Source organism: Actinoplanes sp. NPDC049316, from assembly GCF_040677315.1.
Taxonomy (GTDB): domain Bacteria; phylum Actinomycetota; class Actinomycetes; order Mycobacteriales; family Micromonosporaceae; genus Actinoplanes.
The window spans coordinates 174,109-193,644 of sequence record NZ_JBFAQM010000005.1; the positions used below are offsets into that span (position 1 = coordinate 174,109).

The 19,536-nt window shown below is 72.8% G+C and carries 21 protein-coding genes; 11 read left to right on the plus strand and 10 right to left on the minus strand.

Annotated features, from left to right (window positions below; genetic code table 11):
- On the minus strand, positions 1-216 hold a 216-nt coding region (locus AB0K03_RS10185), incomplete at its 3' end, for a hypothetical protein (protein WP_364682750.1).
- Between AB0K03_RS10185 and AB0K03_RS10190 the strand changes: the two genes are divergently transcribed.
- The gene (locus AB0K03_RS10190; RefSeq protein ID WP_364682752.1) at positions 215-823 is read left to right on the plus strand and encodes an HAD family hydrolase; all 609 of its coding nucleotides are present in this window, start codon (positions 215-217) and stop codon (positions 821-823) included. The genes AB0K03_RS10185 and AB0K03_RS10190 overlap by 2 nt on opposite strands.
- Before the next feature lie 62 nt (positions 824-885).
- Positions 886-1,272: a cold-shock protein gene (locus AB0K03_RS10195; protein ID WP_364682754.1), complete on the plus strand. Its 387-nt coding sequence runs from the start codon at positions 886-888 to the stop codon at positions 1,270-1,272.
- A gap of 41 nt (positions 1,273-1,313) precedes the next feature.
- Here AB0K03_RS10195 and AB0K03_RS10200 read toward each other — a convergent pair whose 3' ends face one another.
- The 3 genes from AB0K03_RS10200 to AB0K03_RS10210 all read right to left on the minus strand — a co-directional run bounded on the left by AB0K03_RS10200 (position 1,314) and on the right by AB0K03_RS10210 (position 4,630).
- Positions 1,314-2,132 (minus strand): 1,4-dihydroxy-6-naphthoate synthase, encoded by an 819-nt coding sequence (locus tag AB0K03_RS10200; RefSeq protein ID WP_364682756.1) that lies wholly within the window; start codon positions 2,130-2,132, stop codon positions 1,314-1,316.
- 96 nt (positions 2,133-2,228) lie between these two features.
- On the minus strand, positions 2,229-2,867 hold the full coding sequence (locus AB0K03_RS10205) for a futalosine hydrolase (protein WP_364682758.1): 639 nt from the start codon (positions 2,865-2,867) through the stop codon (positions 2,229-2,231).
- Positions 2,864-4,630 (minus strand): MFS transporter, encoded by a 1,767-nt coding sequence (locus tag AB0K03_RS10210; protein WP_364682760.1) that lies wholly within the window; start codon positions 4,628-4,630, stop codon positions 2,864-2,866. The genes AB0K03_RS10205 and AB0K03_RS10210 overlap by 4 nt, the downstream gene beginning before the upstream one ends.
- 75 nt (positions 4,631-4,705) lie before the next feature.
- Here AB0K03_RS10210 and AB0K03_RS10215 point away from each other — a divergent pair, with 75 nt between their 5' ends.
- Positions 4,706-5,545, plus strand: a complete 840-nt coding sequence (locus AB0K03_RS10215) for a DUF3027 domain-containing protein (protein ID WP_364682762.1) — start codon at positions 4,706-4,708, stop codon at positions 5,543-5,545.
- A 17-nt stretch (positions 5,546-5,562) separates the two neighbouring features.
- Here the strand turns inward: AB0K03_RS10215 and AB0K03_RS10220 are convergent, their stop codons facing one another.
- Positions 5,563-5,775 (minus strand): DUF2530 domain-containing protein, encoded by a 213-nt coding sequence (locus tag AB0K03_RS10220; protein WP_364683061.1) that lies wholly within the window; start codon positions 5,773-5,775, stop codon positions 5,563-5,565.
- Between the two features lie 261 nt (positions 5,776-6,036).
- Here AB0K03_RS10220 and AB0K03_RS10225 point away from each other — a divergent pair, with 261 nt between their 5' ends.
- The 3 genes from AB0K03_RS10225 to AB0K03_RS10235 all read left to right on the plus strand — a co-directional run bounded on the left by AB0K03_RS10225 (position 6,037) and on the right by AB0K03_RS10235 (position 9,445).
- On the plus strand, positions 6,037-7,515 hold the full coding sequence (locus AB0K03_RS10225) for an NCS2 family permease (protein ID WP_364682764.1): 1,479 nt from the start codon (positions 6,037-6,039) through the stop codon (positions 7,513-7,515).
- A gap of 101 nt (positions 7,516-7,616) precedes the next feature.
- The gene (locus AB0K03_RS10230) at positions 7,617-8,063 is read left to right on the plus strand and encodes a MarR family transcriptional regulator (protein WP_364683063.1); all 447 of its coding nucleotides are present in this window, start codon (positions 7,617-7,619) and stop codon (positions 8,061-8,063) included.
- 71 nt (positions 8,064-8,134) lie between these two features.
- Positions 8,135-9,445: an MFS transporter gene (locus AB0K03_RS10235; RefSeq protein ID WP_364682766.1), complete on the plus strand. Its 1,311-nt coding sequence runs from the start codon at positions 8,135-8,137 to the stop codon at positions 9,443-9,445.
- Position 9,446: 1 nt separating this feature from the next.
- On the opposite strand, the gene AB0K03_RS10240 is transcribed toward AB0K03_RS10235, so the two are convergent.
- Positions 9,447-10,109 (minus strand): FadR/GntR family transcriptional regulator, encoded by a 663-nt coding sequence (locus AB0K03_RS10240; RefSeq protein WP_364682768.1) that lies wholly within the window; start codon positions 10,107-10,109, stop codon positions 9,447-9,449.
- 23 nt (positions 10,110-10,132) lie between these two features.
- Here AB0K03_RS10240 and AB0K03_RS10245 point away from each other — a divergent pair, with 23 nt between their 5' ends.
- From AB0K03_RS10245 to thpR, 3 genes are all read left to right on the plus strand, one after another.
- Complete coding sequence (locus AB0K03_RS10245; RefSeq protein ID WP_364682770.1) at positions 10,133-11,386, plus strand: MFS transporter; 1,254 nt, start codon at positions 10,133-10,135, stop codon at positions 11,384-11,386.
- Between the two features lie 96 nt (positions 11,387-11,482).
- Complete coding sequence (locus AB0K03_RS10250; RefSeq protein WP_364682771.1) at positions 11,483-11,923, plus strand: hypothetical protein; 441 nt, start codon at positions 11,483-11,485, stop codon at positions 11,921-11,923.
- 9 nt (positions 11,924-11,932) lie between these two features.
- A complete protein-coding gene (gene thpR, locus AB0K03_RS10255) occupies positions 11,933-12,478 on the plus strand; it encodes an RNA 2',3'-cyclic phosphodiesterase (protein WP_364682773.1) in 546 nt (181 codons plus the stop codon).
- On the opposite strand, the gene sepH is transcribed toward thpR, so the two are convergent.
- The 4 genes from sepH to AB0K03_RS10275 all read right to left on the minus strand — a co-directional run bounded on the left by sepH (position 12,475) and on the right by AB0K03_RS10275 (position 17,402).
- Positions 12,475-13,557, minus strand: coding sequence for a septation protein SepH (gene sepH / locus AB0K03_RS10260; RefSeq protein ID WP_364682774.1), 1,083 nt, complete (start codon positions 13,555-13,557; stop codon positions 12,475-12,477). The genes thpR and sepH overlap by 4 nt on opposite strands.
- Before the next feature lie 261 nt (positions 13,558-13,818).
- Positions 13,819-15,078, minus strand: coding sequence for a histidinol-phosphate transaminase (locus tag AB0K03_RS10265; RefSeq protein ID WP_364682776.1), 1,260 nt, complete (start codon positions 15,076-15,078; stop codon positions 13,819-13,821).
- Positions 15,079-15,142: 64 nt separating this feature from the next.
- Positions 15,143-16,264, minus strand: coding sequence for a phosphoserine transaminase (gene serC / locus AB0K03_RS10270; RefSeq protein WP_364682778.1), 1,122 nt, complete (start codon positions 16,262-16,264; stop codon positions 15,143-15,145).
- Positions 16,265-16,295: 31 nt separating this feature from the next.
- Positions 16,296-17,402 (minus strand): citrate synthase 2, encoded by a 1,107-nt coding sequence (locus AB0K03_RS10275; protein WP_364682780.1) that lies wholly within the window; start codon positions 17,400-17,402, stop codon positions 16,296-16,298.
- 181 nt (positions 17,403-17,583) lie between these two features.
- On the opposite strand from AB0K03_RS10275, the gene pdxH reads away from it, so the two are divergent.
- Together pdxH and AB0K03_RS10285 are read left to right on the plus strand one after the other, a co-directional pair.
- The gene (gene pdxH, locus AB0K03_RS10280; RefSeq protein ID WP_364683065.1) at positions 17,584-18,210 is read left to right on the plus strand and encodes a pyridoxamine 5'-phosphate oxidase; all 627 of its coding nucleotides are present in this window, start codon (positions 17,584-17,586) and stop codon (positions 18,208-18,210) included.
- Positions 18,207-19,529 carry an MFS transporter gene (locus tag AB0K03_RS10285; RefSeq protein ID WP_364682782.1) on the plus strand — a complete coding sequence of 441 codons (1,323 nt, stop codon included), beginning with the start codon at positions 18,207-18,209 and terminating at the stop codon, positions 19,527-19,529. Before pdxH ends, AB0K03_RS10285 begins: the two co-directional genes overlap by 4 nt.
- Positions 19,530-19,536 lie beyond the last annotated feature (7 nt).

Consider the following 19,536-nt stretch of genomic DNA (forward strand, 5'->3'; position numbering starts at 1 on the left):
CGGCGCGAGGCGGTGCGGCTCGGTGCAGTCGGTCATGGCTGAGCTTGCAGTTGTCATGCCCTCCTGGCCCTTGCGTGCGACGCCGTCGCCCGGCGCGAGGCGGTGCGGCTCGGTGCAGTCGGTCATGGCTGAGCTTGCAGTTGTCATGCCCTCCTGGCCCTCGCGTGCGACGCCGTCGTCCGGCGCCAGGCGGTGCGGCTCGGTGCAGTCGGTCATGACGGGGGTCGGGTTCGACCTGGACATGACCCTGATCGACTCCCGGCCGGGGATCAGGGCGGCGTACCGGGCGCTGACCGCGACGACCGGGGTGCACGTGGACGCCGATCTCGCGGTCACCCGGCTGGGGCCGCCGCTGCGTACGGAGCTGCGCGAGTGGTTCCCCGAGGCGGATGTCGAGGAGGCGGTCACCACGTACCGCGCCCTGTATCCGCAGCACGCCATCGAGCCGACCGTGCCCATGCCGGGTGCGGTCGCGGCGCTGGCCGCCGTACGCGAAGCGGGTCTGCGGGTCGTGGTCGTGACCTCGAAGCTGGGCACCCTCGCGGCCCTTCATCTGCAGCACCTGGGCCTGGCTTACGACGAGCTCGCCGGGGACCTGTTCGCAGAGGGCAAGGCCGCGGCGCTCACCGAGCACGGCGTGCGCTGGTACGTCGGTGACCACGTGGCCGACATGGTCGCCGCCGCGACGGCGGGTGTCCCGGGCATCGGGGTCGCGACAGGCCCGTGCACGGCCGGCGAGCTGGCCGATGCGGGCGCGGCGCACGTGCTGCCGGACCTGACGGCGTTCCCGGCCCTGCTCACCCGGATTGCGGTTGGGTCCTGACCCGGTGGCTCGATAACCTTGCCGTGAGCAATCCGGTTCATTGAGTGAATTCGAGGTCAGCGGTGCCCACGGGTCGAGTGAAGTGGTACGACGCGGCGAAGGGTTTCGGCTTCGTCACCAGCGACGAGGGCGGGGACGTGTTCCTGCCCAAGGGCGCCCTGCCGGCCGGGGTCGCCGACCTGCGGGCGGGCCAGCGGGTCGAGTTCGGCGTGGTGGACAGCCGCAAGGGCGCGCAGGCGCTCGGGGTGAAGGTGCTGGACGCCCCGCCGTCGGTGGCCGAGCTGCGCCGGCGCCCGGCCGACGAGCTGCACGGCATGGTCGAAGACATGATCAAGGTGCTGGAGGCGAAGGTTCAGCCGGACCTGCGCCGAGGGCGCTACCCCGACAAGCGGACCTCACAGAAGATCGCGCAGCTGGTGCACGCTGTCGCGCGCGAGCTCGAGGTCTGACACCTTCCGAACAACGGGCCGCGCTTCCGCGCGGCCCGTTGTCATGTGATGAGGCTCGGGATCGCGGGCGTCAGGCCCGCCGCGGCCGCGCGGCTCAGCAGCGCGTCGGCGGCTGCCAGCCCTTCCCGGCCGAGATCCAGGGTGAACTCGTTGACGTACAGCCGGATGTGCTGGTCGACCACGTCCGGCTCCATCTCCTGGGCATTGGCGAGCACGAACTCGCGGCTCGCGTCCGGGTCGGCCCACGCCATGCTCACCGACGTGCGGATCCACTCGGCTGCCTCGTGCGGGTCGACCGTGCCCTTGCGGGCGAGGATCGCGCCGAGCGGGATGGGCAGGCCGGTGTCGGACTCCCACCACTCGCCGAGGTCGACGAGCGCGGTCAGGCCGTACCGCGGGTAGGTGAAGCGGGCCTCGTGGATGACCAGGCCGGCGTCGTAGCGGCCCTCGGCCACCCCGGGCATGATCTCGTGGAACGGGACGACCTCGATCTTCGCCGGGGCGTTGTCCTGCGACCAGAGCCGGAACAGCAGGTACGCCGTCGTGCGGTCGCCGGGCACCGCCACGGTCGCGCCGGTGAGGTCGCCGTCGTGGCCCTCCCGGGTCAGCACGAGCGGGCCGCAGCCCCGGCCCAGCGCGCCCCCGCAGGGCAGCAGCTCGTAGTCGTCCAGCAGCCAGGGCAGCGCCGCGTAGCTCACCTTGACCAGGTCGAACTCGCCGCGCTCGGCCGCGGTGTTGGTCACGTCCACGTCCGCGAAGGTCAGGTCGACCGTCGCCGCGCCGGGGATGCGCCCGTGCACGAGGGCGTGGAAGACGAACGTGTCGTTGGGGCAGGGCGAAACCGCCAGTGAAAGCGCCACGTCCCTCACCGTAGCGACCGTGGGAGCGTGATCCGTGGATCGCCGGGTGTCTGACTTGCCACACGTCGCGTGGCACACACCCGTCGGTCCACAGGGCTATCCACAGGGTTGTCCACAGGCTCGCGCGGCGGTGGTGAGGGCGGCGAAGGCGTCGCCCAGCCGCCAGGCGGCCCGGTCGCGCGGGCCCACCGGGTTGGAGATCGCGCGGACCTCGGCGAAGGGCAGACCGGCGGCGTGGGCGGCGCAGGCGACGCCGTACCCCTCCATCGCCTCGGCGGCGGCGCCCGGGAACCGCTCGCTCAGCGCGGTGGCGGTGGCGGCTGTGCCGGTGACCGTGGCGAGCGTGAGCACGTCACCGACGACTGCCTCCGGCAGCGCCGCGGTCAGCGTCTTCAGCAGGGCCGGGTCGGCCTCGAGGATGCTGCTGCCGAAGCCCAGCTCCTCGACGGGGAGGAAGCCGTCCGGGCTCTCCGCGCCCAGGTCGGCGGCGATGCTGCGAGCGCCGAGGACCGTGGCGCCGACACCGGCCCGGCCGGCGAGGCCGCCCGCGATGCCGGCGCTGATGACGGCGCCGTAGGGCTTGCCCGCCGCCTCGGCGAGGGCGAGCAGGCGGGCTGTGCCGGCGGCCGCGGCGGCCGGTCCGACGCCGACCGCTGCGACATGGACGGTGCCGGGGGCGCCGGCCCGCCAGGCCTCGGCCTCCGGCTCGACCGCCGTGACGACGAGCAGGGTCACTTGTCTGCCTCGTCGCCGTCGGGGGTGGACGGGGTCGGACGGTAGATGTGGAAGCCGGGTGGGGCCAGGTCGTCGCCGGCCGGAGGCTGCGGCGCGGGCCTCCGACGCGCGGCGGTTGGGGGTTCGGTGGTCGGAGCCGGTGGAGGTCCGGCTGCGGCGTCGTTCTTCGCCGATGAGCGCGAGAAGAGGCGGCGCCTACCGCCACGCTCCCGCGCGGGCGGAGCCGCGATGTCCGGCTTGGTGTGCGGAGCGGCAGGCGGCGGGGCCGTCGCCGAGCGAGGAGCCGGCGCCGGAGTGGCCGTCGCCGAGCGCGGCGCGGGCGGTGCCCCCACGGGCGCGGGAGAGGTCGGGATCGGGGCGGTGACCGGCGCGCCGTCCGTCCCCGGCTCGTCCGCGGCGACATCCGGCCGGCCGTGCAGCCGCTCCTTGCGCAGCCGGCCCGCCACGATCGTGCCGCGGACGGCGGCCGCCACCGCGAAGACCGCCGCCACGGCGATGCCCACGCGGCCGTCCAGCGGGATGATGCCCACGCCGCCGCCGACCACCCAGGCGATCATCAGCACGGTCTCCGAGTGCGCGAAGGCGCTGGCCCGCAGGCGTTCGGGGACCCGCTCCTGGATGCTCGCGTCGACCGCCAGCTTCGAGATGCCGCTGAAGATCGACGCGACCAGGGAGAGCAGAGCCACCATCGGCAGCGTGAAGAAGATCGCCGCCAGCACCGCCACGCCGGCCGTGATCGTGAGGCCGCTGGACTGCAGGGCGGCCGGCCGGCGGATCCGCAGCCGGGTGCCGACCGCGGTGGCCAGGAACGTGCCGACCGCCAGCGCGCCGCCGACCAGCGCCACCGCGCCCTGGCTGCCGATGTCGCGTCCGAAGAGGTCGGTGCCGAGCCCCTGGGCCTTCACCGCGAAGGCGAGGTAGAGCAGGAGGAAGCCGTACAGGCAGCGGAAGCTGGCGCTGCCGATCAGGGTGTTGATGACGAGGCTGCCCGACAGCGGGCGGTCCGGGCCGCGGCGCAGGCGCAGCATCGTGCGGAACGGCCGGGGCACCGCCTCCGGCGGGTCCGAGTCCGCGCGAGGCGGCAGGCGCAGCGAGATCACCATGCCGACCAGGAAGATGATCGAGGAGACGCGCAGCGGCCACTGCGGACCGAATTTGAACGCGAGCAGGCCGATCGGGGCCACCACGGCGCCGGCGAAGGTGCCGTACACGCTGGCCCGGGCGCCCACCTGGGAGAGGCCGACGCCCTCCGGCAGCAGGCGGGGCACGGCGGCGGAGCGGGCCACGCCGTACGCCCGGGAGAGCGCGAGCACCCCGAACGCGGCCGGATAGAGCCCCCAGCCGAGCAGGTTGTCGGAGATGACGTACGCGAGGAACGCCCGGCCGAGCATGGTCACGGCGAGCGCGTACCGCCGGCCGTGCCGGAAGTGGTCGAGCACCGGGCCGACCACCGGGGCGAGCAGCGCGAACGGCACCATCGTGATGAGCAGATAGAGCGCGACCTTGCTGCGGGCCTCGCCCAGCGGCACGTTGAAGAAGATGGTGCCGGCCAGCCCGATCGCGATCAGGGTGTCGCCGGCGCAGGAGAGCGCGTGCAGGTCGAAGAGTCGGATCATGCCGACCTCGTTGGCCGCGCCGCGGGCCCGGGCGTCACCCACCCGGCGGGTCGCCCAGGCGCTGCCACGCATGCCGCCGCGCACCAGCATCCGTACGGCCTTGATGCCGGTGCCGACGGTGCGTCCGATCGTGGGAAGCAGCGGCATCGCCCCATCCTGTCGCATCGGGGCGAGCCCTCCAACGTCCGGATGTGGGGGAGTCGTTGCCACGGGCCCGCGCGCGTGGGGAACAATGGGCGGGTGACCACGAGGACCGCGGGCCGTGCCGCCCGACTCGACCAGGTCTGCGCCGACGCGGTCGGGGTGGCCCGGGGTGCCATCACCGAGGTGGATCCGGCCGACATCGGGGAGCACCTCGAGGTGGTGGCCGAGGGCGACCGGGTTGTGACGCACTTCTTCGACAGCAAGCTGGCCGGCTACAAGGGCTGGCGGTGGGCCGTCACCGTGACCCGGGTGCCGCGCTCCCGGCACGTCACGGTCTGCGAGACCGTGCTGCTGCCCGGCCCCGACGCGCTGATGGCCCCGGGCTGGCTGCCGTGGAACGAGCGGGTCCAGCCGGGCGACCTGGGCGTCGGCGACCTCATGCCGACCGCGCCGGACGACGAGCGGCTCGCCCAGGGGTACGTGCTCAGCGACGACGCCGCGGTGGAGGAGGTCTCCTGGGAGCTCGGCCTCGGCCGGCCCCGGGTGATGTCGCGCGAGGGCCGTCTCGACACCGCCCAGCGCTGGTACGACGGCGACTCCGGCCCCGAGGCCCCGATCTCGACGGCCGCCCCGCGCAACGCCCGCTGCGGCACGTGCGGCTTCTACCTGCCGCTCGCCGGCTCGATGCGGGCGATGTTCGGCGTCTGCGGCAACCTCTACGCCCCGGACGACGCCCGCGCGGTCAGCGCCGACCACGGTTGCGGCGCGCACTCCGAGGCGCTGCTCGGCTCGACGGAGCAGCCGGTCGAGGAACTCCCCACGGTGTACGACGACAGCGAGGTCGAGGCGGTCGCGGTGAGCCGGGCGCCCGGATCCGTCGAGGGCAGCGAGCCGGCCGAGGACTACGGCCACAGCTGACCGGCCGGGCGGCGTTCTCAGCCCGGGTCGGTGACCCGGAACTCCGGGTGGCTGAGCGCACGGCGGCGCCGCCGGTTGGCGTCGTGCCGGAGCATCGTGATCAGGCCCGGGATGCCGACCAGCAGGCCCGCGACGGCCGTCCGCAGCCAGTCCGACGGCCCGTGCGCGAGCAGCAGGATCACGGCGGCGACCGCGAAGGCGGCCATGCCACCCAGCGCGAACGGGACCATCGGCGGGTCCAGCGGCTCGGGGCGCGGCTTCGTCCCGGTCACCGCGTCGAGGCCGGGCACGTGGGCCTCCGGCGCGGGGCGGGGGCCCGGCGCGGCGGCGGGCGATGCGGGGGACAGGTCGGCCACGTCCCCGAGGGTACGTCGGCGGTGATCGTCCGTGGGGTTCCGTGACGGTTGTAACAGTACCGATCTTTTACCGAGGTCAGCGGTCTGATTCGATGCGCGTAACACTTGCCGCCGGCTCCACGTGGAAGGGCTCCGATGTCCACAACCTCCGCCGACGAGGGTCTCACCTCGTCCGGGCGTACCCCCCGAAACGGTTTTGACCGGTTCTTCGAGATCTCTGCCCGCGGCTCGACCGTCGGGCGCGAGGTGCGCGGCGGGCTCGCCACGTTCTTCACGATGGCCTACATCGTGGTGCTCAACCCGCTGATCCTCGCCGCCGGCGTGGACCAGGCCGGCGGGAAGCTGCCCGTCGCCGCGCTCGCCGCCGGCACCGCGCTGGTCGCGGGTGTGATGACGATCCTGATGGGCGTCGTGGCGCGGTTCCCGCTGGCGCTCGCCGCCGGGCTGGGCGTGAACGCGCTGGTCGCGTACGAGATCGCGCCCGAGATGGCCTGGGCCGACGCGATGGGCCTGGTGTTCCTGGAGGGCGTGATCATCGCCGTCCTGGTGCTGACCGGGCTGCGTACGGCGGTCTTCCGGGCCGTGCCGACGCAGCTGAAGACCGCCATCGGCGTCGGCATCGGCCTGTTCCTGATGATCATCGGCCTGGTCGACGCCGGCTTCGTCCGCCGCATCCCGGACGCGTCGGGCACCACCGTGCCGGTCGAGCTGGGCATCGGCGGCAAGCTGACGACCTGGCCGCTGCTGGTGTTCTGCGTCGGCCTGCTGTTCACGCTCGTGCTCTTCGTCCGCAAGGTGAAGGGCGCCATCCTGCTCGGCATCCTCGGCACGACCGTGCTGGCGATCGTCGTCGAGGCGATCGGTCACATCGGGCCGTCGTTCGTGGACGGCAAGGCCAACCCGTCCGGGTGGTCGCTGAACGTGCCGACGCTGCCGGACAAGATCGTCGACACCCCGGACCTGTCGCTGCTCGGGCACTTCAACGTGCTCGACTCGTGGAGCCGGGCCGGCTGGCTGGTCGTCATCATGTTCATCTTCACCCTGCTGATCACCGACTTCTTCGACACCATGGGCACGATGGTGGCGGTCGGTCAGGAGGGCGGGCTGCTCGACGCGGAGGGCATGCCGCCGCGGACCCGGGAGATCCTGCTCGTCGACTCGGTGGCGGCGGCGGCCGGTGGCGCGGCCAGCGTCTCCAGCAACACGTCGTTCATCGAGAGCGCGTCGGGTGTCGCCGAGGGGGCGCGTACGGGCGCCGCCAACCTCGTCACCGGCGTGCTCTTCCTACTCGCCACGTTCCTCGCGCCGCTGGTGACCGTGGTCCCGTTCGAGGCGGCGTCGACGGCGCTGGTCGTGGTCGGCTTCCTGATGATGATGGCGGTCCGGCAGATCGACTGGACCGACTACGAGATCGCGATCCCCGCGTTCCTCACGATCACGCTGATGCCGTTCACGTACTCGATCTCCAACGGCATCGGCGCCGGCGTGGTCTCGTACGTCCTGCTCAAGGTCGCCGTCGGCAAGGGCCGGCAGGTGCACCCGCTGCTGTACGGCGTAGCCGTGCTCTTCGTCCTGTACTTCCTGCGCGGCCCGCTGGAGTCGGTGCTGCTCTGACGTCGGCCGTGGTCACCGGGTGCGTTACCGTGCCCGGTGACTACGGTCATATGCGTGTGCGATGTCGTTAGCCAAGCTCATTAGCTAGGCTAAGAACTGTGATGGAGCGGCCGGTGGCGGAGCGGGTAGGAGCCGAGCGACTGGCCATAGCGCTGCGCGATGCGATCACCAGGCTCAACCGCCGGGTGCGCCAGGAACGCCCGGTCGGCGATCTCACGTTCAGCCAGCTGTCGGCCTTGACGAGCCTGCAGCTGGCCGGGGCGCTGACCCCGCGGGAGCTGGCCGACGTGGAGCGGGTGCAGCCGCCGACGATGACGAAGATCGTCGGCAAGCTGGAGGATCGCGGTCTCGTCGCCCGCACGCCCCACCCGACCGACCGCCGCCAGGTGATCCTGGCGGCGACCGAGCGGGGCCGGGCCGTGTTCGCGCAGTTCGAGAAGGCTCGCAACGAGTGGCTCGCCCGGCAGCTGGACGAGCTCTCGAGTGAGGACCGCGACACCCTCGAGCGGGCCGCGCAGATCCTGCAGCAGGTCGCCCGGGCCGAGTGAGGGCCCTCGCCTCCTCCTCCCGTTCCGTCACGCGGCGATGACGCGTACGACCGACGAGGAGGCGCACCCGAGTGCGGGCAGTGCTGAGCACGACTTTCCGGTCCCTGCAGGTCCGTAACTACCGGCTGTTCGCCACCGGCCAGCTCGTGAAGCTGGTCGGTGTGTGGATGATGTTCACCGCGCAGGACTGGCTGGTGCTCGACCTCTCCGGCAACTCGCCGGGCGCCCTCGGCGTGGTCACGGCCCTGCAGTTCGTGCCGGTGCTCCTGCTCACCCTGTGGGGCGGCAAGCTCGCCGACCGGTACGACAAGCGCAAGCTGCTCATCCTCGCGAACGCCGTCTTCGCGATCACCGCGATCGTCTTCGCGCTGCTGGTGGCCGGCGGCGTGGTCGTGCTGTGGCACGTCTTCCTGTTCGCCCTGCTGCTGGGCATCGCCAACTCGATCGAGACGCCGGTCCGGCAGGCGTTCGTCTCCGAGCTGGTCGAGCTGCCCCTGCTGCCCAACGCGTTGGCGCTGTCCGCGGCCACGTTCAACACCGCCCGCATCGGCGGCCCCGCGCTGGCCGGCGTCGCCCTGGCGCTGTTCCAGACCGGTCCGGTGTTCCTCATCGCCACGGCACTGTCGATCGCCCCGGTCTTCAGCTACTGGCGGATGCGCCCGGCCGACCTGTACCGCTCCGACAAGCGCTCCGAGCCCGGCGACACCCGCATCGTGGACGGCCTGAAGTACGTCTGGAAGCGGAACGACCTGCTGCTGCCGATCGGGCTGATGGCGGCGATCGGCATGATCGGATTCAACTTCCCGGTCACCCTGGCGGCGCTCGCGAAGATCAATTTCCACGCCGGCCCGTCCTCCTTCGGCCTGCTGACCACGGCCCTGGCGGTGGGCGCGCTCGGCGGAGCGCTGGCCGGCAGCGGCCGCCGCAGCCGGCCCGGCGCGTACGTGGTGCTCGGCGCAGCGCTGGCCTTCGGGGTGTTCGAGGTGGCCGTGGGTTTCGCGCCGAGCTTCCTCGTGGCGCTCCTGCTGCTCGTGCCGACCGGCTTCTTCTCGATCTACCTCGCGCAGGCGGCCAACCATCGCGTCCAGATGGGCGTGCACGCGCAGTACCGCGGCCGCGTGATGGCGCTCTACGTCCTGGTCTTCCTCGGCACGACGCCGCTCGGCGCGTCGCTGGCCGGCTGGTGGGCCGAGCGCTTCGGGGTGCCGTCGAGCATCTGGGCGGCCGGGATCTTCTGCTTCGTGGCGGCGGTCGTGGCGCTGATCTGGCAGCTGCGGACCAGCGGCGACCGCCTCCGGGTGCGGGTGGGACCGCGGCCGCGGCTCAGCCTCGTCCACAGCAAGCCGCTCGACCGCGAACCGCCCGCCAAGATCGCCGCCTGAGTCACTCGCAGGTGGCCGTGTAGGTGGCGGCCTCCGCGGCGGCGGCCTCGGCGTCGCCGGCGCGTACGGCCTCGAGCAGGCGGCTGTGGTCCATGTACTCCTCCGGCCGCAGCGAGGCGCCGAAGTGCTCGCGCAGCGACTCCCGGATGACCTGCCCCAGGTCCGCGTAGAGCTCGATCAGCACCTCGTTGTGCGAGGCCGCCACGACCGCCAGGTGGAACGCCGAGTCCGCGTCCACGAACGCGTCGCGCTCGCCCCTGGACCAGGCGTGTTCGCGCTGCTCGTACAGGGTTCCGAGGAGCTTGAGGTCGGCGTCGGTGCGGCGGCGGGCCGCGAAACCGGCCGCGGCCGTCTCGAGGGTGCCGCGCAGCTCCCGGACGTCGGCCGGGTCGGCGGCGGCGAAGCGTCGCTGCATCACGCCGGCCAGCTCGCTGGTGGCCGCCACGTACGTCCCCGAGCCCTGGCGGATGTCGAGCAGGCCGTTGTGGGCCAGCGCCCGGACCGCTTCGCGGACGGTGTTGCGGGCGACGCCGAGCTGCGCGACCAGCTCCGGCTCGGTCGGGATGCGGGAGCCCACGGGCCAGGCGCCCGAGGTGATCTGTTGCCGGAGCCGGGCGATGACCTGCCCGGACAAGGTCTCCCGCGGCACCGGACCCAAATTCATCCCATGATTCTATGATGGGGGCTATGACGATGACCAGCACCGGCCGTGCGGACACCCGGCACCGTGTCGCCGAGCGGCTCCGCGGCCTGCGGCCGGGGTTCCGGCCGCGACGTGCCGGCCCGGCCCTGGCGGCCACCGCGCTCGTGCTGGCGGCGGTCAACCTCCGGCCGGCCGTGACCAGCCTCGGGCCGGTGCTCGAGGAGGTCCGCGCGAGCCTGGGGATGAGCGCCGCGGTCGCCGGACTGCTGACCTCCGTACCGGCGGTGTGCTTCGCGCTCATCGGGTCGACCGCGCCGCTGCTCGCCCGGCGGTGGGGGACGGGCGGGGCCGTCGCGGTGGGGGCCACGGCGCTCGTGCTGGGCCTCGCCGTACGGCCCTTCGCCGGCGGCACCGCGTTGTTCATCGCCCTCACCGCGCTCGCGCTGGCCGGCATCGCCCTCGCCAACGTGCTGCTGCCGGTGGTCGTCAAGCAGCGCTTCCCGGCGAAGGTCGGGGCCATGACCGGCCTGTACTCCGTGGCGCTCAACCTCGGGGCGTCCACGGCGGCGGCCGTCACCGTGCCGCTGACCGGAGTGTTCGGCGGCGACTGGCGGCTCGGGCTGGGAGTGTGGGCCGTCGTCGCGGCGGTGGCCGTGCCGCCGTGGATCCTGCTCGCGCGCGACCGCGTACGGGAGGAACCTCAGACCCCCACGGACGCCGCGCCGGATCTGCGGCTGCGGCATCAGCCCGTCGCCTGGGCGCTCGCGGTCTACTTCGGGCTGCAGTCCACCGCCGCGTACGTGATCATGGGTTGGCTGCCGCAGGTCTTCCGCGACGCCGGCCTGTCCGCGAGCACCGCGGGCCTGCTCTTCGCCGTGACGTCGGTGCTCGGGGTGCCGCTGTCGTTCGCCCTGTCGGCGGTGGCCGGCCGCCTTCCCCGGCAGAGCGGCATCGCCGTCGGCACGGGACTGTTCGGCATCGCCGGGTACGCCGGGCTCTGGGCCGCCCCCGCCGCCGCGCCCTGGGTGTGGGCGGTGCTCCTCGGCGTCTCCAACTGCGCGTTCCCCCTGGCGCTCACGATGATCGCCCTGCGCGGCCGGGACACCGCGGTGGTCGTACGGCTCTCGGCCTTCGCGCAGAGCACCGGCTATCTGCTGTCGATCCCCGGCCCGATCGTCGTCGGCGCGCTCTATGAGCACAGCGGCAGCTGGAAGGTGCCGCTCGTGCTGATGGCCGCGCTGATGGTCCCGCAGATGATCGCGGGCTTCCTCGCCGGCCGCGACCGCCAGATCGGATAGGCGGGCTTCCCGCCGGCCGTGCCGGGCTGAATCTGGCAGTCCGAGTCATCCGAACGGATGTCTCGGTTTCCCGTCCCGACCGCTTAGCGTCATCCCGTGGCAATCACGCACGTCGTTGTGCTCGTCACGGCTCTGCTGTGCCTGCCCTGCGCCGTGGCGGTCGTGGTCTGCGCGGACACCCTGCCCCTCCGGCGGGCGTGGACCCGCGGCGGCCGGCGGGAGACCCGGGCCCTGAGGTGTCTGGACCGGCACCTGAACGGGACCGGCGTGGCACTGCGCCCGCCCACCGACCGGCCGTGTCTCGAGGAGGTGGCGGCCGACCTGCGGCGGCTGCGGCGGCAACGGTCCGGCGGGCCGACGACCGGTTCGGCCCTGTGGCTGGCCGCTGTCGTGCGGGCGTACGACGACCGGCTGCTCATCGCCAGCGAGGCGTACGGGGTCCAGCACCACCTGAACGAGCTCGAAGGCATGGACCGCGAGCTGGAACGGATGCGGGTCGAGGAGCGGCTGCGGGCGGCGGGGCTGCAGCTTCGCTAGGGTCGCGGCGTGCGGCTCTTCGTGGCGGTCAACCCACCGGACGGCGTACGCCGTGACCTGCGCCGGCACCTGGACGCCGCGATGTCCGGGCGGACTTCCGACGGCGCGGCTTCGGGCCGGCGCCCCGGCGCCCCGGTTCCCGGCCGCCGGGTGCGCTTCACCGCGATCGAGAAGTGGCACGTCACGCTCGCGTTCCTCGGCGAGGTCGAGCCGGAACGCCTTCCCGAGCTCGAACGGGCCCTGGCCACGGTGACCGTCCCCCAAGGCCGTGAGCTGCGGATCCGCGGCGGTGGCGGCTTCGGCCGGCGGGTGACCTGGGCCGGGGTGGACGGCGACCTCGGCGATGTGGCCGCCGACGTCCGGGCCGCGCTGGCCCGGGCGGAGCTGCCGTCCGAGGACAAGCCGTTCACCCCGCACCTGACCGTCATGTACGCCCACGACAACCGCGTCCGGGCAGCCCTGACGGACTACGCGGGGCCGGCGTGGCGGCTCGACCGCATCGAGCTGGTCCGCAGCGATCCCGGCGGCACCTACACGACGCTGTGGACGAGCTAGGAGCTCTCGCGGGCCGCCGGGCCGCCGCCGAACAGCACGTCGTCCCAGCTCGGCAGGCGCTTGCGCGGCTTCGCCGACTCGTCCGGCTCGGCCTCCCCGGGCTGGGCCCCGACCGTCCGCCGCGGCCGGAGGACCGCCAGGCTGGGCACGGCCGGCACCTCCTTGGGCAGGTCGGCGTCGTCGTCGAAGGCCGAACCGGCGCCACCGCCGAGCAGCGCCGCGGCGCCGCCCGCCACCGGGCGCCGGGAGTCCTGGGCGGCCGGCTCCAGGCCGCGGCCCGGGCGTTCGTTGCTCAGCGGACGGTCGAGCGAGGCGAGCAGGGCGTCGCGGCCGGCCCGGATCGGGTCGCGCGTCGGCCGCGGCTGCTCCGCCGCCGGCAGGCCACGACCCCGGCCGGGCTCGGCGGCGCGGGACGGACCCGGCAGGCCGTGACCGCCGCGCTCGTGCGCGCCGCGCTCGGGGGCCGGCTCCTGACCGAGGATCGGGGTCGGGCGCTCGGCGCACAGGTACTGCGCCATGTCGTCGTGCGGCGAGACCACCTGGCGGCCCTTGTCCAGGTCCCAGACGGCCTGCGCGGTCGCCTTGCCGGAGGGCCAGGTCGCCACGATGCGCCAGGTGCCGTCGTCGCGGCGGAACGCGTCCCAGGAGATCTTCTCGGTGTCGATGCCGTGCTGCGCGAGCCGGCTGTCGACCACCTCGGCCAGCGGCGCGCCCGAATCGGACGTCTTCAGCCGGGTGCGGCGCGCGTGCTGGGCGAGCATGGCCCGCTCCTGCAGCACCGGGCCCGCGTACCGCAGGACCCGGTCGACCGGCACGCCGGCGATGCGCGCGACGTCCTCGGCGGACTCGCCGGAGCGGATCCGGGCCTGGATGTCCCGCGGGGACAGCGAAGCCATGGTCTCGGCGCCGGCCACCGCGACGGCGGTGCCCGGTGAGCCGGATGCCGGAGCGCCGCCCTCGTGGTGCAGGACGCTGCTCACCCGGTCGTCGATGGGGAGTGCCAGGAGCCGGCCGACCTCGTCGGCGAGCACCAGGGCCTGACCGTCCTCGGAGAGGGCGACGAAGCGTACCGGCCGCATGCGTTGCCTCCGTCCCGTCGCTGGCCTTGGTCCCGAGAGTCAGCCACCCGGGCGCGTTTCGGAACACGGTACGCGCCCCGGTCACCCAATGGTGGTAAGCCACGCCGTCGAACTCATTGACCAGGGGGGATGATCTTCAAAGACGGGACTTCACGAGTACGGCGGCAGGGGCGCGACAAAAGCACCACCGGGCCGGCCCCGCACACGGCCGCGCGACGTGGCTGCCTCGTGCGGCACGCTGCCGCGGGCGGGTCCCCGCGGTCAGCCGTTGGCGGCGCGGCGGGCGGCGTACTCGGTCGTGCGGTGGGACGGGTACTGGATCAGGTTGTCCGGTTCCTCGTCGAGCGTGGTGTTCCAGCTGCGGCGGGTGTCGAGCGGGTCCTCCTCGTACGCGGGCCGGACCCGGAACTGGCGGCCGTAGTCCATCATGCCGTCGATCAGCCGGTCGACGTCGCGCGCCGGTCGCACCACCAGGCGCATGAACTGGCTGGTCATACCCAGCTTGTTGCCGCATTCGCGGGTGTAGACGCCGTGGTTGGCGACCAGGTAGTCGCGCAGCGCCACGCCGGACCACTCGGTCGGGAGCTTGACCAGGATGAAGTTGCCCTGCGACGGGAACACCGTGAGCCCGGGGATGCGGCTCAGCTCGCCGGCCATCGCGCGGCGGTCGCGGCTGAGCAGGCGCAGGCTGTCCTCGTACTCGTCCTCGTGGTCCTGGATCATGTAGACCACCTTCTCGGCGAGCGAGTTGAGGTTCCACTTGGGCAGCATCTTGCCGATCTTGCCGGCGATGGCGGGATTCGCCATGAGATAGCCGAAGCGGATGCCGTGCAGGCCGAAGTTCTTGCCCAGACTCTTGAGGACGACCGCGTTGGGGCGGATCACCGCGTCCGGCCCGACGGACGGGTACTGCTCGGCGTCGGAGAAGTCGATGAAGGACTCGTCGACGACGACCAGGTCGAGGTCGCCGAGCGCGTCCATGAAGCGGATGACGTCGCGGCGGGCCAGGTAGCCGCCGTCCGGGTTGTTGACGTTGCAGACCACGGCGACACGGGAGCCGCGGTCGCGGATGAAGCGTACGTATTCGTCGAGGTTGAGCCGGAAACCGTCGCGTTCCTGCAGCGGGAACATGTCGACGCGTTTGCCGGTCTCCAGCGGCTGGTCGGTCCAGCGGCCGAACGTGGGGATCGGGATCGCCACGCTCTCCTTGATCAGCAGATGGTCGATCCAGGTGATCAGCTCGGTGGAGCCGTTCGCCATCGCCACCGTCTGCGGGTGCAGGCCGAGCACCGCGGCCAGCTTGTTCGTGATGCTGTGCGAGTCGCTCGGGTAGTACTTCAGGATGTTCTTCAGGTCGCGGGAGAGCTCGTCGAACATCTCCGGCGTGGGGAAGTACGGGTTGCACGGGATGCAGAAGTCGACGATCTCCGCGCCCTCACCCATGCTTCGGGAGAGATCGAAATAAGAGGCGCTGTGCGCCCCCTTGTGCAGGATCGAGGTGTCGATTCCGGTCCGCGCCATTGACGACTCCCTCTCCCGCAGCGACATTGCCGCCCGTCAGTACGGGCGGCAGTGCCCCAAGGGTTCAGAGCCGCTCGACGACGTAGTCGATGCTGCGGGTCAGCGCTTCGACATCGGCGGGGTCGACCGTGGGGTAGAGCGCCACCCGCAACTGGTTGCGCCCCAGCTTGCGATACGGCTCCGTGTCCACGATGCCGTTGGCGCGCAGCACCTTGGCGATCGCGGCGGCGTCCACCCCGTCGGCGAAGTCGATCGTGGCCACCGCGTGGGAGCGCAGCGCCGGATCGGTGACGAACGGCGTGGCCACCGCCGAGCGGTCCGCCCAGCCGTAGATCGCCGCCGCGCTCTCCGCGCTGCGCTTGGCGGCCCAGCCGAGCCCGCCCTGCGCGTTCATCCAGTCCACCTGCTCGGCGGCGAGGAAGACGGTGGCCAGCGCCGGCGTGTTGTACGTCTGCTCGAGCCGCGACTGCTCGATCGCGGTGACCAGGTCGAGGAACTGCGGGATGTACCGCCCGGACGCCTTGATCTCGTGCGCGCGCTCGATCGCGGCCGGCGACATCAGCGCGATCCACAGGCCGCCGTCCGACCCGAACGCCTTCTGCGGCGCCAGGTAGTAGACGTCGGTCTCGGTGAGGTCGACCTCCAGGCTGCCCCCGCCCGACGTGGCGTCGGTGAGCAGCAGCGCGCCCGGGTCGGCGCCGGCGACCCGCTTGACCGGGACGGCCACCCCGGTCGAGGTCTCGTTCTGCACGCTCGCGTACGCATCCACGCCCGCCTCGGCGGTCAGGTACGCCGCGGCGCCGCCCGGAGCCTTGTGCACGGTCGGCTCGGCGAGGAACGGCGCGTCCTTGACCGCCTTGGCGAACTTCGCGCCGAACTCGCCGAACTCCGCGAACTGGGCCTTGTCGCGGATCAACCCGAAGGTGGCGGTCTCCCAGAACGCGCTGGTGCCGCCGTTGCTGATGATCACCTCGTAGCCGTCGGGCGCCGAGAAGAACTCCGCAATGCCCCGGCGCAGGCGGGCCACCTGCTCCTTGACCGTCTTCTGCCGGTGCGACGTACCCATGAAGGTCTTCGCGACCCGGGCCAGCGCCTCGACGCCCTCCGGGCGGACCTTGCTCGGGCCGGAACCGAACCGGCCGTCGACGGGCTTGAGGTCGTCCGGGATGCGGATCGGGTCGGTCACGGAGGGTCCTTCCAGGCGGGGGCCACGGCGATTACAGATTATGCGGGACGGCGTCCCAGCCCTCGACGTCCTGCGGCTTGCGGGCGGCGGGGCCCACGTACCGCGCGCTGGGGCGCACGATGCGGCCGAGCTTCTTCTGCTCGAGGATGTGCGCGCTCCAGCCGGCCACCCGGGCGCAGGTGAACATCGAGGTGAACATGTGCGCCGGCACCTCGGCGAAGTCGAGCACGACCGCGGACCAGAACTCCACGTTGGTCGCCAGCACGCGGTCGGGCTTGCGGGCCTGCAGCTCGGCGAGGGCGGCCCGCTCGAGCGCCTCGGCCACCTCGAAGCGGGGCGCGCCCAACTCCTTGGCGGTGCGGCGCAGGACCCGGGCACGGGGGTCCTCGGCGCGGTAGACGCGGTGCCCGAAGCCCATCAGCCGCTCGCCGCGGTCGAGGACGCCCTTCACGTACCCCTCGGCGTCGCCGCTGCGCTCGACGGCCTCGATCATGTGCAGCACCCGCGAGGGCGCGCCGCCGTGCAGCGGGCCGGAGAGCGCGCCGATGCCGGAGGAGATGCAGGCCGCCGCGTCGGCGCCGGTGGAGGCCACGATCCGGGTGGTGAAGGTGGAGGCGTTGAGGCCGTGCTCGGCGGCGGAGATGAAATACGCGTCGACCGCCTTCACGTGCCGGGGGTCGGGCTCGCCGCGCCAGCGCTTCATGAACCGCTCGACGATGGTCTGCGCCTTGTCGATGTCCTTCTGCGGCACGGCGGGCAGACCCAGGCCGCGCGCCGCCTGCGCCACGAACGACAGCGCGGTCACCGACACCCGGGCCAGGTCGGTGCGCACCTGCTCGTCACTGATGTCCAGCAGCTGGGACAACCCCCAGTACGGCGCGAGCATCGCGACCGCGGACTGCACGTCGACCCGGATGTCGCCGGAGTGCACGGGCACCGGGAACGGCTCGGCGGGCGGCAGCCCGGGGCCGAAGCGGCCGTCCACGAGCAGCGCCCAGACGTTGCCGAAGGACACGTGACCGATGAGGTCCTCGATGTCGACGCCGCGATACCGCAGGGCCCCGCCCGCCTTGTCGGGCTCGGCGATCTCGGTCTCGAAGGCGATCACGCCCTCCAGGCCCGGCTTGAAATCGGACACGACGCCTCCTGGAACTCCCGGCTGGACGAAAGCCGTGGGTGTCTCATCTTGCCGCCCGGTGACCCGGCAGGTCGACCCGAGGACATGTGCTGTCTGCGACACCTATCCTCGCTGAGAAGACGCACCGGCGTGGGCGACTTAGGTTCGTTGGGTGATCCCCGACCCACCGTCGCCGGCCGCGATGCGCCGCGACTACACCGAACGCGGCGCGCTGCTCGAGTCCGACCTCGCCGCCGCGTGGCCCGAACAGTTCGCCCGCTGGTTCGGCGAGGCCCTCGACTTCGCGTTGCCCGAGCCCAACGCCATGATCGTCGCGACCGCGGACGGCGCCGGCCGGCCCAGCGCCCGTACGGTGCTGCTCAAGGGGTACGACGAGCGCGGCTTCGTGTTCTTCACCAACTACACCTCGCGCAAGGGCACCGAGGCGGCGGAGAACCCGTACGCGAGCCTGGTCTTCCCGTGGTTCCCCATGCAGCGGCAGGTCGTCGTCTGCGGCGCGGTGGAGAAGGTGGACCGTGCCGAGACCGAGGAGTACTTCGCCACCCGGCCGCACGGGTCGCAGCTCGGCGCCTGGGCGAGCCCGCAGAGCAGCGTCGTGCCCGACCGGGCGGCGGTCGAGGCCGGGCTGGCCGCGGCGATCGAGCGGTTCGGCGCCGAGGGTGAAGTCCCGGCGCCGCCGCACTGGGGTGGGCTGCGGGTGGTGCCCGAGACCGTGGAGTTCTGGCAGGGCCGCAGCAACCGGCTGCACGACCGGCTGCGGTACCGCTCGGCGGACGGCGGCTGGGTGGTCGAACGGCTCGCCCCGTGAGCCAGGAGCCGGTCGAGGCCGCCGAGCGCGTCACCGAGGAGGCGATCGCGAAGGAACGCCGCAGCTGGGTCATCGACGTCCGGCCACTGCGCGGGGTCGCGTACCGGCGGATGTGGGTCGGCAACGGCGTCTCGTTCTTCGGCTTCCAGTTCACCGCGGTCGCCGTACCGGTCGAGATGTTCTCGATCACGCACTCGTCGGCGTGGGTGGGGCTGCTGGGCATCGCGGGCCTCGTACCCCTGCTGGTCTTCGGGTTGTGGGGCGGCGCCGCCGCCGACGTGGTGGACCGCCGCAAGCTGCTGCTCGCCAGCTCCACGCTGGCGTGGATCTCGACGATCGGGCTGCTGGCACAGGCCCTGCTCGGAGTGCGCAGCGGCCTGCTGCTGCTCGCGCTGACCGCGGTGCAGTCGGCCGGCTTCGCGGTCAGCTCGCCGGCCCGGCAGGCGATCATCCCCCGGATCGTGCCGGCGCACCTGGTCCCGGCGGCCAACACGCTGTCCTACACGACCACCACCGCCGGGGGCGTGCTCGGCCCGCTCGCCGCAGGCCTCATCTTCGGCGCCTGGTCGACCGACGCCGGCATCACCATCGCGTACGCAGTGGACGCGGCGCTGTTCACCATCTCCTTCTGGGCGACCTACCGGCTGCCGCCCATCCCGCCGGTGCACGACGACGGGCACGGCGAGCGGCCGACCGCGGGGCTGCGGGGCATCGCCGACGGCCTGCGCTTCCTCACCACCCAGCCGGTGCTGCTGCTCTCGTTCGCGGTCGACATCATCGCGATGGTGCTGGCGATGCCGCGGGCGCTGTTCCCCGAGATCGCCGAGGACCGGTTCGGCGGCGGGTGGGCGGTCGGCTGGCTGTTCGCCGCGATCGCGATCGGCTCCGTCATCGGCGGCCTGACCTCCGGCTGGATCGGGCGGGTGAAACGGCAGGGTGTCGCGCTGGTCGTGGCGGTGGTCGGCTGGGGCGTGGCCATCGGCTTCGCCGGCTTCGCCACGTCGCTGTGGCTGATGGTGCTGCTGCTCGCGGTAGGCGGCGCGGCCGACCTGGTCAGCGCGGTCTACCGGCAGTCGATCCTGCAGGTGTATGCGCCGGACCGGCTGCGCGGGCGGCTGCAGGGCGTCTTCACCGTCGTCGTGGCGGGCGGCCCGCGCCTGGGCGACCTGCGCGCCGGGGCCACCGCGGACGTCACCGGCGCCACCGCGTCCTGGGCGGGCGGCGGATTCGCGGCCGCGGGACTGGCCGTCGTTCTCGCGCTCGCGTTCCCGGCCCTCGTTCGGTACCGCCCTCCGTCCGATGCGGAGGACAACCACTAATGTTCTG